Annotated in this window: 11 protein-coding genes; 1 reads left to right on the forward strand and 10 read right to left on the reverse strand. The window is 66.3% G+C overall.

What is annotated here, in order from left to right; all coding sequences use genetic code 11:
* Positions 1 to 2: 2 nt before the first annotated feature.
* The 3 genes from NTM_RS24845 to NTM_RS24855 are packed head-to-tail and all read right to left on the reverse strand — an operon-like array spanning position 3 to position 2,819.
* Positions 3 to 776 carry an HAD-IIA family hydrolase gene (locus NTM_RS24845; RefSeq protein WP_104864749.1) on the reverse strand — a complete coding sequence of 258 codons (774 nt, stop codon included), beginning with the start codon at positions 774 to 776 and terminating at the stop codon, positions 3 to 5.
* Between the two features lie 47 nt (positions 777 to 823).
* Complete coding sequence (locus NTM_RS24850) at positions 824 to 2,017, reverse strand: cytochrome P450 (protein WP_163768764.1); 1,194 nt, start codon at positions 2,015 to 2,017, stop codon at positions 824 to 826.
* A 13-nt stretch (positions 2,018 to 2,030) separates the two neighbouring features.
* Positions 2,031 to 2,819, reverse strand: a complete 789-nt coding sequence (locus NTM_RS24855; protein ID WP_104864747.1) for a spirocyclase AveC family protein — start codon at positions 2,817 to 2,819, stop codon at positions 2,031 to 2,033.
* Positions 2,820 to 2,970: 151 nt separating this feature from the next.
* Here NTM_RS24855 and NTM_RS24860 point away from each other — a divergent pair, with 151 nt between their 5' ends.
* The gene (locus tag NTM_RS24860; protein ID WP_104864746.1) at positions 2,971 to 3,630 is read left to right on the forward strand and encodes a TetR/AcrR family transcriptional regulator; all 660 of its coding nucleotides are present in this window, start codon (positions 2,971 to 2,973) and stop codon (positions 3,628 to 3,630) included.
* A gap of 9 nt (positions 3,631 to 3,639) precedes the next feature.
* On the opposite strand, the gene NTM_RS24865 is transcribed toward NTM_RS24860, so the two are convergent.
* Genes NTM_RS24865 through NTM_RS24895 form a run of 7 tightly spaced genes read right to left on the reverse strand, consistent with a single transcriptional unit; the run spans position 3,640 to position 11,793 of the window.
* Complete coding sequence (locus tag NTM_RS24865) at positions 3,640 to 4,518, reverse strand: mycofactocin-coupled SDR family oxidoreductase (protein ID WP_104864745.1); 879 nt, start codon at positions 4,516 to 4,518, stop codon at positions 3,640 to 3,642.
* On the reverse strand, positions 4,515 to 5,798 hold the full coding sequence (locus NTM_RS24870; RefSeq protein ID WP_163768766.1) for a cytochrome P450: 1,284 nt from the start codon (positions 5,796 to 5,798) through the stop codon (positions 4,515 to 4,517). The genes NTM_RS24865 and NTM_RS24870 overlap by 4 nt, the downstream gene beginning before the upstream one ends.
* 3 nt (positions 5,799 to 5,801) lie before the next feature.
* A complete protein-coding gene (locus NTM_RS24875) occupies positions 5,802 to 7,022 on the reverse strand; it encodes a cytochrome P450 (RefSeq protein WP_163768768.1) in 1,221 nt (406 codons plus the stop codon).
* A 41-nt stretch (positions 7,023 to 7,063) separates the two neighbouring features.
* Positions 7,064 to 8,539 (reverse strand): aldehyde dehydrogenase family protein, encoded by a 1,476-nt coding sequence (locus NTM_RS24880; protein WP_163768769.1) that lies wholly within the window; start codon positions 8,537 to 8,539, stop codon positions 7,064 to 7,066.
* The gene (locus tag NTM_RS24885; protein WP_179963991.1) at positions 8,532 to 9,548 is read right to left on the reverse strand and encodes an SDR family oxidoreductase; all 1,017 of its coding nucleotides are present in this window, start codon (positions 9,546 to 9,548) and stop codon (positions 8,532 to 8,534) included. The genes NTM_RS24880 and NTM_RS24885 overlap by 8 nt, the downstream gene beginning before the upstream one ends.
* Positions 9,545 to 10,672, reverse strand: a complete 1,128-nt coding sequence (locus NTM_RS24890) for a spirocyclase AveC family protein (protein ID WP_232079831.1) — start codon at positions 10,670 to 10,672, stop codon at positions 9,545 to 9,547. Before NTM_RS24890 ends, NTM_RS24885 begins: the two co-directional genes overlap by 4 nt.
* 5 nt (positions 10,673 to 10,677) lie before the next feature.
* Entirely contained in the window at positions 10,678 to 11,793 is a 1,116-nt protein-coding gene (locus NTM_RS24895; RefSeq protein WP_104864740.1) for an ABC transporter substrate-binding protein, read from the reverse strand.
* Between the last annotated feature and the right edge of the window lie 84 nt (positions 11,794 to 11,877).

Here is an 11,877-nt window from a genome sequence, read left to right on the forward strand (position 1 = left end):
ATTCATATCAGGTCGATGGCCTCGGCGATCGACGGCAACACCCGGCTCGGCCGGAACGGGTAACGGTCCACGTCCTCGACCGTGGTCGAGCCGGTGAGCACCAGGATGGTTTCGAGTCCGGCTTCGATTCCGGCGACCACGTCGGTGTCCATCCGGTCGCCGACCATCACCGTGTTCTCCGAGTGCGCCTCGATGCGGTTCAGGGCGCTACGGAACATCATCGGGTTCGGCTTGCCGACGAAATACGGTTCCCGGCCGGTCGCCTTGGTGATCATCGCCGCGACGGATCCCGTCGCCGGCAGCGGGCCCTCGGCCGACGGGCCGGTGACATCGGGATTGGTGGCGATGAACCGGGCGCCGCCCAGGATGAGCCGCACCGCCTTGGTGATCGCCTCGAACGAGTAGGTACGCGTCTCACCGAGCACGACGAAGTCGGGGTCGATGTCGGTCAGCGTGTACCCGGCCTCGTGCAGCGCGGTGGTCAGCCCGGCTTCGCCGATCACGTACGCCGATCCGCCGGGCAGTTGATCGGCCAGAAAGGCCGCAGTGGCCAGCGCTGAGGTCCAGATCGCGGATTCAGGTACGCCCAGACCCGATCTGGCCAGCCGGGCCGCCAGATCGCGAGGCGTGAAGATCGAATTGTTGGTCAGCACCAGAAACGGCCGTTCGCGATCGGTCAGGCGCTGCAGGAACTCCGCGGCCCCGGGCAGCGCGTGTTCTTCACGGACGAGCACGCCGTCCATGTCGGTGAGCCAGCACTGCCGTGAGGTGCGCATCCGTCCAGTGTGTCAGGAACCTGACGCCCAGTCATCCATCCCACGCGTCATCCCGTACGCACCGGCATGCGCGCCCACCCGCGCACGCTCGACGTCCTTGCCCTGCTTGCGGTCTGATAGTCGACCTCCCAATCCGACCATCGCTTGAAGACCTCTTCGAACGCGACGCGCGCCTCCAGCCGCGCCAGCGCCGACCCGAGGCAGAAATGTAGCCCCTGCCCGAAGCTCAGGTGTCCGCCCTTGCGGTGGATGTCGTAGCGGTCGGGATCGGCGTAGCGGGCATCGTCGCGGTTGGCGGATCCGTTGAGCAGCAACATGAACGAGCCCTCGGCCACCGTCTGCCCGTAGAGTTCGACATCACGCGCCACATAGCGGGCCTGCACCGGCGACGGCGGCTCGAACCGCAGGGTCTCCTCGACCGCCGACGGGATCAGCGACGGATCGGCGACGAGCTCCCGGCGCTGGTCGGGATGGTTACCGAGCAACTCCCCCATGAACCCGATCAGACGGGCTGTGGTCTCACCGCCGGCGCCCGCGATCATCGCGGTGTAGGCCAGCACCTCGGTGCGTTCGAGTTTGCGAAGCGCGCCGTCGGGTTCTTCGACCTGCGCGTTGAGCAGGTCGGTCATCAGATCGTCCGACGGGTGCGACGCGCGCCACTCGATGTACTCGGCGAACAACGCCAGCGATTCGGCGAACACCGTCGCGCTGACATCGCCTGCCGCATCACCGACCGTGATGTTCTGGTCGGTGCGCTGACGGATCTGCTCCTGCCCCTCCTCCGGGATGCCGAGCAGATAGCCGATCGTGCGCATCGGCATGATCGCGCCGAGATCGGCAACGAAATCGAAGCCGTCGCGGTCCATCAGCGGGTCGAGGGCTCGTGCGCAGAATCCGCGGACCAGGTCCTCGACCGCGAGCATGCGGCGCGGGGTGAACACCCGCGACAGCAGCCGCCGGTGCAGATCGTGCAGCGGCGGATCCTCGAACAGCAGGATGCCGGGCGGCACCTCGATGTTGTTGAACAGGATGTCGGCGGTGGTGCCCTTCCCTGAGCGGTAGGTCTCCCAGTCCGGAAGTGCGCGCGACACATCGTCGTACCGGCTCAACGCGTAGAAACCATACTTGTCGTTGTAGTACAGCGGAGCCTCTTCGCGCAGCCGTCGCCACACCGGGTACGGATCGTCGTCGATCGCGTAATCGTAGGGGTCGTAATACAATTCGACCGCATTGTTGGCCACTCTGACGACTCCCCTACCTCGGCTGGTTCTCGATACCGGGCCACAGCTGTTCGGTGGGGCCGACGGTCACCCAGCCGCCCAGCTTCGTGGCCAGGTGTGGCGCGAATACCGCCAGGTACATGGCGTGCCCGACCACCACCACCGCCGCGATCGACAGCAGCGCCGACCCGAGCTTGCTCGACGAGCGCTTGTCCGACCAGATCTCGATGACGTTGCGGCCCTGCTCGTCGGTGCGACCCAGCAGGTAGGTGAGCACCATCATCTGCAGACCCATCGCGACCGCGTCGTAGATCGGGTACTGATACCTGCTGCCCTGGAAGATCGCCAGACCGTCGATCACGTAGCCGTAGACGAACACCCCGAGCCGCGGACCGAAGAACCCGTTGAACAGCAACGCCCAGCAGAAGCCGACCAGGAACCCGACGATCAACAGTGTCTGCGGCCTGCGCCACCCGAACCGGTGCACCGCCCGCCGGCCCAGCGCCGCGCCGATGACGGCGGGAAGCACGAAGTAGGCGATGTAGCCGATGGGAACTGCCGACGGCAGTCCGCCGCCCCAGGTCATGTTCAGCGGCCACCACGACGGCATCCGGGGCAGTTCCGGTGGGAACTGGGCGTACACGGCCCAGTCGTACGGGGCCTCGATCCACGAGAACGAGATCGCCGAGATCGAGACCAGCAGCAGCGGATGCAACCGCCCACGCCGGACGCTGAGGTACACCCCGAGCACCAGGAACAGGATTCCACCGACGTAGGCGAACGTCAGGCCCGCGAACAGCGCTGGTGAGAGTTCGCCGCTCACCGGTTCCGCGCCTCCGGATCGAAGCAGAGGACCAGGCCGAAGATGAGCGCGGCGATCGCGGCCAGACTGCCGATCATTATGAGTGCTCCCACATTTAATAGTGGACACTATTAAATGGGCCACGGTCAAGGCCCGACTACGCTGAACTCCGGTGCCCCAGCGACATTCACCCAGTAACCAGCCAGACTCCGAGGCCCGCAGCCCCCGCCGGCCCCGCGGAGAAGCGCGCCGTCTCCTGCTCGATGCAGCGCGGGATCTCTTCGCGCGCAGGGATTATCGCGCCACGACGACCCGTGAGATCGCCGAGGCCGCCGGCGTCAGCGAGTATCTGCTGTTTCGCCACTTCGGCTCCAAGGCCGGGCTGTTTCGCGAAGCCCTCGTCACCCCGTTCACCAGCTTTCTCGACGAGTTCCGCGACACCTGGCAAGCCGTCGTCCCGGAGGAGACCGACGAGGAGGAGCTGTCCCGACAGTTCGTCGGTGCGCTCTACGACGTGCTCGTCGAACATCGCGGCCTGCTGCTCACCCTGGTGGCCGCGGACGGACTCAGCGACGAGGACATCGAGGCCCTCGGTATCGCCGATATCCGGCGCTCGCTCAGCGTGCTCGGCCAGATCAGCGCGGAGGGGATGCAGCTGCGCGGGATGCGGTCGAACCAACCAGATCTGCCCGCGCACTCCACCGTGGCCATGATCGTCGGCATGGTGGCGCTGCGGTCCACGTTCTTCGGCAACACTCCCCCGCCGCGCGAGGCGATCGTCGACGAGCTGGTGCAGGCCATCCTGCACGGATTCCTGCACCGGCCCGACTGACCGGTCCGGCTATCCCCCGGGACCGTTGGGCCACTTGAGAAGTGAGCCCGCGTCGACGCGGATCTGCTGGCCGGTGATGTAGCGGCTGTCGTCACTGGCCAAGAAGACCCCGAGGTTCGCCATGTCCTCGGGCTCGATGTACGGGATCGGCATCGCCTGGAACAGTGAGAACAGCGGTTCGGCGTCCTCACGGGTCGGGGTCTTGCCCTCGGCCTTCAGGTCGGGGCGGAATACCCCGTACATGCCCTCGTTCTGCAGCAGATGGGTGTTGCAGTTGGTCGGGTGGATCGCGTTGACGCGGATCATCCGGGTCGCCAGGTGCAGGCTCATCTCCTCGACGTACTCGATGACGACACGCTTGCTCCAGCCGTAACCGGCGCCGCCGGGGCCCATGTCCGGGCTCGTGGTGGTGCCGCGGATCATGCCCGCGGTGGAGCCGGTGACGATGATCGACGCACCGTCGGGCAGGTGCGGGATCGCGACCGCGACGGTGTTCATCACGCCGACGAGGTCGACGTCGGACGCGTCGACGAAGCCCATCGGGTCGGGGTTGCCCATCGCCATCGGCAGGATGCCGGCGTTGGCGACGACGATGTCGATCTTGCCGAAATTGGCGACGCCGGCCTCGACCGCGTCCCGCAGTTCGTGGCGCTCGCGGACATCGGCGACTCTGGCCAGGATCTGGCGGCCGGTTTCCTTGACCGAGCGCTCGGTCTCGGCGAGATCCTCGGGGGTGGCCAACGGGTACGGGTTGGACGGGATGTCACGGCAGATGTCCACCGCGATGATGTCCGCACCTTCCCGGGCCATCGCGATCGCATGCGCGCGGCCCTGCCCGCGGGCGGCGCCGGTGATGAAAGCGACCTTGCCCTCCAGTTTCCCGGTCATTGATTCCCCTTCGTGGTGAACGTGATGTGCAGCTCGGACAGGCCACGCATGATGAACGTCGGCTCGTAGGTGTATCGCCGGTCGTGGGCGGGCCCGTGGTGTTCCTCGGAGATCGCGATGTTCTCCATCCGGTCGAGGATCCGTTCCAGCGAGATGCGGCCCTCGGCGCGCGCCAGCGGCGCACCGGGACACGAATGCGCGCCGCGGATGAACGCGATCTGTTCCCGCACATTGGATCGGTCAGGTTGAAACTCGTTCGGGTTCTCGAACTTTCGCGCATCCCGGTTGCACGCACCGGGCAGCACCATCACCGTGCTGCCCGCGGGCACGGTCACGTCGCCGATGGTCGTCGTCGTGCTCGCCATCCGGAAGTGCGATTTGACCGGACTCTCCATCCGCAGCGTCTCCTCGAGGAACGCCGGGATCTTGCTGCGGTCCGACCGCAGCATCGCCTCGTAACCCGGGTTGCCCCCGAGGAACCGCACCGCCGAGCTGACCAGTTTGGTGGTCGTCTCGGTGCCCGCGGCGAACAGGAACGTCGACAGGTTCATCACGTCCTCGATGTCGGGCGTCGACCCGTCCTCGTGCTTGGCTTGCGCGAGTTCGGTCAGCACGTCCTCGCGTGGACTGCGCCTGCGGTCCTCGATGTAGCCGTGGAACTTCTCGTTGAGCCACTCCAGCGGGTTGTGCGATGTCGGAGCTTCCTTGCCGAGTTCACCGACGGTCTCCAGTGCGAACGCCGCCTTGAACTGTTCGTGGTCCTCGGCGGGAACACCGAGCAGATCGGCGATCACCAACAGCGAGAACGGTTTCGCGTAGTCGGCGAGGAACTCGGCGCTGCCGTTGTCGATGAACGTGTCGAGCTGGCGGTCGGCCAGCCGCCACATGAAGTCCTCGTTCTCCTTGAGGCGCTTCGGCGTGATCAGCCGGCTCAGCAACCCCCGGGTGCGGGTGTGCACCGGCGGGTCCTGGGAGGTGATGTGTTCGGCCATCGGCACCGCGCCGCGGTGCTGCTCGATCAGATCGGTCACGTCGTCGCTCTCGCCCGGCCCGAACGGCATCCCGGCGAAGGGCCCGGCCACCGAGTTGCAGGACGAGAACGCCGGATTCTTGTACACCGACAGCGCCTCGGCGTATCCGGTGACGGCCAGGACCTCGAACGGGGTCGCCTGTGTCACCGGGCATTTCGATCGGAGATGATCGAAATACGGGTACGGGTCAGGAACCAGGGACGCGTCGGTGAAATAGTCGACGGTCTCGTAGTCGATCTGGTCGGTCACTCACTACTCCTTGATGGCATCGAACAAAACCGGCAACGACGTCGGAGACCGGAACACCTGCCCGCGGATGTGCGGATCGTCCCCGTCGGGGTCCATCCGCAGGTTCGGCAGCCGGTCCAGCAGAAGATTGACCGCGGTGCGCATCTCCAGGCGGGCCAGGTGCATACCGAGGCAGACGTGCACGCCGTACCCCCAGCCGAGGTTCGCCTTCGCCGGACGGAAAAGGTCGAAGTCGTCGGGGTTCTCCCAGCGGTCCTCCTGCCGGTTGGTCGAACCCAGCATCGGCAGCACCGAGCACCCCTGCGGGATCTCCACCCCGCCGAGCACGGTGTCGCAGGTGGTGGTGCGGGTGATCGTCAACAGCGGCGGATTCCAGCGCACCGCTTCCTCGATGGCCTGCGGGATCAGCGACCGATCGGCCCGGACGGCGTCCAGTTGCGCGCTGTCGGTCAGCAATGCGAACAGCAGGTTCCCCAGCGAGCGGTACGTGGTCTCGACGCCGGCGGGCAGTAGCAGTCGCAGGAAGGAGTAGATCTCTTCGTCGGTCAGCTTCTCGCCGTCGATCTCCGCCTCGGCCAGGAGGCTGATCAGGTCCTCTTTGGGATCCTCGCGGCGCGCCGCGAGGATCGGGGCGAAGTACTCACACAGCGCGGCCGATGCGGCCAACCCGCGTTCCGGGTTCAGGATCCAGCTCAACAACGAGATGGACCAGCGCTGGAACTGAGGATAGTCCTCTTCCGGCAATCCGAGCAGCCCGGCGATGATGCGGCTCGGGTAGTCGAAGGTGAACTCCTTCACCAGGTCTGCCTTGCCATTGCCCTCGAACGTGTCGATCAGTTCGTTGGCGACACGCCCGACCAGTTCGTTCTCCCAGCGCGACAACGCCTTCTGCGAGAACGCCTTCGACACCAGAGAGCGCAACCTTCCGTGCACCGGCTCGTCCATGCCGAGCATCACCCGGTCGCCGAGCACCGGACCGAACGCCGCGATCACCCCTGAGGACGAGAATGTCTCGTTGTCGCGCAGCATCTGTTGCGCGTCCTCGTAGCGGTACACGATGAAGACGGGTTTGCCTTCCTCACCCGGCATCGCCGACATGTCGATGCGCTGGATCGGCTCCTCGCGCCGGAGCCTGGCCAGTTCCGGGTACGGGTCGCGCACGTCGCCGGATACGGCGTCGTCGAACGACCCGAAATCTTCCAGATCGTCGAACAATTGGGACACTTATACCTCCTGGCCTTCCGCCTGAACTCGCCCTGAGCCGATTACTGGGCCGGGTAGGCGACGGACTTGATCTCGGTGTACTGGCCGAAGCCGACGATTCCGTTCTGGCGGCCGACCCCGCTGTCTTTGTAGCCGCCGAACGGCGTGTCCGCGCCGTAGCCTGCGGTGCCGTTGAGACCGATGAATCCAGCCCTCAACCGGCGCGCGACGCTCAACGAGCGCTCCAGCGAGCCCGACATCACATTGCCCGCCAGGCCGTAGACGCTGTCGTTGGCGATCTGAACCGCGTCGTCCTCGTCGTCGTACGGGATCACCGCCAGCACGGGCCCGAAGATCTCCTCCTGCGCGATGGTCATCGAGTTGTCGACGTCGGTGAACAGCGTCGGGTCCACCCAGAAACCCTTGTCGAACCGGGCCGGCGCCTCGGTGCTGCCGACCAGCAGTGTCGCCCCCTCCTCGACACCCTTGTTGACGTAGCCGAGGATGCGGGCCTGCTGCTTGGCCGAGATGACCGGACCGCACAGGTTGCCGGGATCCTGCGGGTCACCCGCCTTGATGTTCTCGTAGATGCCCGTCAAGATCGCGACGCCCTCGTCATACCGCGAGCGTGGCAACAACATTCGCGTCGGCGCGGCACAACCCTGACCCGCGTGCATCAACGGTCCGATGCCGATCAGGCAGGCGGTGCTGAAGTCTGCGTCTTCCAACACGATCGTCGCTGACTTGCCGCCGAGCTCCAGGAAGAGCCGCTTCATCGTCGCGGCGCCCTTCTCCATGATCCGCTTACCGACGGCGGTCGAACCGGTGAACGAGATCATGTCGACCTTCGGCGACAGCGTGAGCTCCTCGCCGACGAGATGATCCGACGCGGTGACGATATTGACGACACCGGCCGGGATATCGGTCTGCTCGGCGATCAGCCGCCCGATCCTGGTGGCGTTGAACGGGGTATCCGGTGCAGGTTTGAGCACGACGGTGTTCCCCGCGGCCAGCGCCTGGCCGAGCTTGTTGATCGCGACCTCGAACGGGAAATTCCACGGCGTGATCGCGCCGACCACACCGACGGGTTCGTGCCACACCTTCCTGGTGGTGTTCACCCCGGTCACGGAGACCACCATGTCGCCGAGATCGGTTTCCCACGGGAAGGTCTCGATCAGCCGGGCCGGATACCGCAGCCCATCGGCCAGCGGGGCGTCGAGCTGCGGGCCGTGGGTGACCGCCCGCGGCGCGCCGACCTCGCGGATGAGTTCCTCGCGCAGTTCCTCCTTCTCGGCCTCCAGGGCGTCGTGGAGTTGCTCGAGACACCGCTTGCGCAGGCCGTGGTTCGTCGACCAGTCGGTCTCGTCGAACGCCCGCCGCGCGGCGTCGATCGCGCGGAGCATGTCGGCCCTTGACGCGTCGGCGACCTCACCGAGCACCTCCTCGGTCGCGGGATTGATGTTGACGAACGTGCCCGCCTCACCGTCGACGAGCTTTCCGTCGATCAGCATCCTCGACTCGTGGCCGCCCTCAGCCATTGGTCGCACCTTCCTGTCGCGCGGCACCGTTTTGCACGGCCCGCCGAGCGGCAAAGTCGGCCAGCCGTTTCATCGCGGGTTCTGGAATCACCTTGGCCGCCCGCACCATTGCGCGCTGCGCGGTCGTCAGCGGCCACGCCCCGCCCCGCATCGCGCCCTTGCGCGGGATTCCCATCACCAGCCGCGACATGTGGTGCATGCCGGCGGCGGGGAGAATTCTGTTGGCCGCCAACAACATCGCCGCGTCGGGTCCCACCGCACGCCTGCGGAAGGCCGCGTCGTCGTGCAGAGCCCTGAGCAGTCCGTCGGCGAACCGCTCCGGCGGCCGGGCCATCCGCATCGCCATCCGGCCACGAGCGTCCATCGTCTGGTGGATCCGGGCGTACGGCCCGGCGAAGTCGCGGTCGTCGGTGGTGCCCGCGTCGGTGATGATGTCGGTGTCATAGGTGCCGGTGACCAGGATCGTCACCCCGAGACCGAACGGCGAGATCTCGCCGGCCATCGACTCACCCCAGCGCTCCAGCGCGCCTTTGGCCGCCGAGTACGGCGCGATTGCCGGCTGCCCGCGCACACCGCCCGCGCTGGACACCAGCACGATCCGGCCCTCCCCGGCCTGCCGCATCGCCGGCAGCAACGCCTTGGTCAGCTGCACCGGGCCGAGCACGTGGGTGGCGAACATCCGCTCCCACAGTTCGGTGTCGGCCTCCTCGACGGCTCCAGCCGCCGAGATCCCGGCGTTGTGCACGATCGCGTACGGCGCCCCGATGGACTCTTCGATCGTCTTGGCGGCCGCAGCGATCGACGCGGCGTCGGTCAGGTCGAGGGTGACGCCGATCAGCCGGTCGTCGCCGTCGGCCGCGCCGGTCGCCTCACGCAGCAGCGGCATCCCGCGGTCGGGGGTGCGCATCGCGGCGACCACCCGCCAGCCCTCGCGATACAGGCGCACCGCCGACGCGAAGCCCAGCCCACGGGAGGCGCCGGTGATCAGGACCGTGCGATGCCCGGTCATTCGTTGCCCTCGGTCGCGCATTTCATGCTCTTGGACCCCCGTTCCACATCGGGTCGACCGTCGGGCAGCGCGTACTGCCACGTCGACCACTTGCCCACCGAATACGGCCCCTCCGCGCCGTTCTCCTCGAAATAGCCCTGCGGGTCGAAGACCTTCGCCTCGGGATAGGGCCACGGGCACGCGACGGCAGTGGCCAGCCCGCTGGCCTTGATCGCCCAGAACCAGGAGCCGTACGCGAAGTACGACACATTGATGATCGCGAACATCACCAGGAACGTGCCCAGCACCGGCTTCTTCGGGAACAGCCGTGCCCTCGCGGCAAGCTTCTCCGCCACCGATTTGCCGGTGTCGTCGCGGTAGACCAGGATCGCGGCCGGGATCATCACGAAGGTCACCGACAGCGATTCCCACAGCAGCGGGAATTGGAAGGTGGTGCCGGGGAACAGTGTTCCGAACGGGATGGCCTGTGAGTAGATGTACAGGCCGGTGCGGACCAGGCTGATCTCGAGAATCGCGTCGAAGATGAAGCCGATCACCAACACCAGCCCGCCGAGGCTGATCAGCGGGTGCCTGCTGGCGAAGGATTGCGGGCCGTGTTTGGCCTGGAGTTTGCGCAGGATCCATATCGCCGGGAAATACGGGCCGAAGTAGAACGTCACATAGCCGAACACGATGAACGGTTCCACGGTCGGCGACATCATGATCAGCGGCCAGTTCTCCGGCCAGTGCAACAGAATCGGGTTGTACACCGCGTACGGCGCCCAGTTCATGATCGGGTCCTGCCACACGATCAGCGTGGTCACCAGCATCATCAACAGCACCGGGCTGCCGGGGTTCTTGCGCCAGCCCCGAATGAACACGATGGTCAGCACCACGACCATCAGCAGCGCGCCCACCTGCGGGATGATCTGCCAGTGGTCGAACCCGGTCAGGAACTCCACCGGCCGGGGCCGTCCCTCGACGTTCGGGTTGGCCACCCGCGGGTCGACCTCGGTACGTCCGACCGCGGCGAACAATCCGAGGAAGCCGAGCCAGGCGAACAGCGAGATCCAGCGCCCCCAGTTGGGTCCCTTCCGTGGCGCGGACTCGGTGGTTCCCGTGTCGAGCTCGTCCTGGGTCGTCACCGCCCTTACGCCTCCCCGAACCGGTCGACCAGATGCGAGTTCACCCCGTCGGCGTCGAGCTTGCGGGCCACCAGATACCCGGCGCCCATCCATGCGCGACGGGTCCATTTGCCCAGGGAGACACGGGTTCCCGGCGCTCCCGATGCAGCCGGTAGCATCTTGACCCGCTCGAGGGCCTCCTTGACCCCGCGAGGACTGAGTGGATGGGCATCGGTGAACGCCCGCACCAGGGTCGCGGCGACGTCACGGTTCACGACGGTCACGCAGTACTCGGGCCGGCTGCCGTCGTAGGCCTCGGCGTACTGGTCCAGGAATGCCTGCCCGATCGGGTTCTGCTCGTCGTACTGGTCGACGCCGACCCACCCCATGAACGCGTTCCACATGATCGGGTTGACCCAGGCGTTCTGGAACGCTGTCGTGGTGAACCGAGGCGGATCCCAGCCCAGACTGTCCAGTGCGGGGTTGACGAACACGATGCCGAATCCGAAGCCCAGGTGGATGATCGCCTCGGCCTTGGCTTCGTGCAGCGTCTGTACGGCGGCGTCGGTGTCCTGCGCGGTCTGCGCGATCTCCACCTCGGCGACGATGCGAATTCCTTTGCGGCGACACGCGGTTCTCAGATTCTTCAGGTAGCTCTCGCCGATCAGGCTCTGTTCGACGAGCACACCGATCTCGGTGAGGCCACGCTTGGCGACCAGGTCGACCAGGAAAATCGGCTCGTCGGTCATCGACCCCTGCGGGAACGCGAACGTCCACTCACCCAGCCAGTCGTCGGTTCCGGTCACGCTGATCGCGGGCACCTTGAACCGCTCCTCGATCGCCTCGCGCAGCGGCACGCAGTTGTCGGTGATGTTCGGCCCGAACACCACCAGGCAGCCCTCGTCGACGAGTTCGCCGTAGGCGTCGATCACCGCCTTCACCGAACCCTTCGGCAGCCCTTCGACCTCGCGGTAGATCATCTGCACCGAGCGGTCCATCAGGCCCTGTTCGACCGCCTCGGCGAACACCAACTCGAATGTCCGGGTGAACGACGCGAACAACTCGTCGGGAAAACCGGGCGGGAGCTTGAAGTCCATCAGGTAGCCGACCTTGATGGGCTCCGCGGTGCTCTCGTAGGACATCTGGCCTCCTCGGCAGACGCGCATTCGGTCAGGGTCGGCGGACTGCCAAAACCTAATATTTGTTCAGACCCTAGCGGCGCCGTC

Origin of the sequence: Mycolicibacterium parafortuitum (assembly GCF_010725485.1) — a bacterium.
GTDB lineage: Bacteria > Actinomycetota > Actinomycetes > Mycobacteriales > Mycobacteriaceae > Mycobacterium.

What these genes read in the sequence shown, in the direction of transcription:
- NTM_RS24845 (WP_104864749.1), bottom strand. Translation starts at nt 776, where the DNA reads ATGCGCACCTCACGGCAGTGCTGGCTCACCGACATGGACGGCGTGCTC.
- NTM_RS24880 (WP_163768769.1), bottom strand. Translation starts at nt 8,539, where the DNA reads ATGGCTGAGGGCGGCCACGAGTCGAGGATGCTGATCGACGGAAAGCTC.
- NTM_RS24885 (WP_179963991.1), bottom strand. Translation starts at nt 9,548, where the DNA reads ATGACCGGGCATCGCACGGTCCTGATCACCGGCGCCTCCCGTGGGCTG.
- NTM_RS24895 (WP_104864740.1), bottom strand. Translation starts at nt 11,793, where the DNA reads ATGTCCTACGAGAGCACCGCGGAGCCCATCAAGGTCGGCTACCTGATG.
- NTM_RS24865 (WP_104864745.1), bottom strand. Translation starts at nt 4,518, where the DNA reads ATGACCGGGAAACTGGAGGGCAAGGTCGCTTTCATCACCGGCGCCGCC.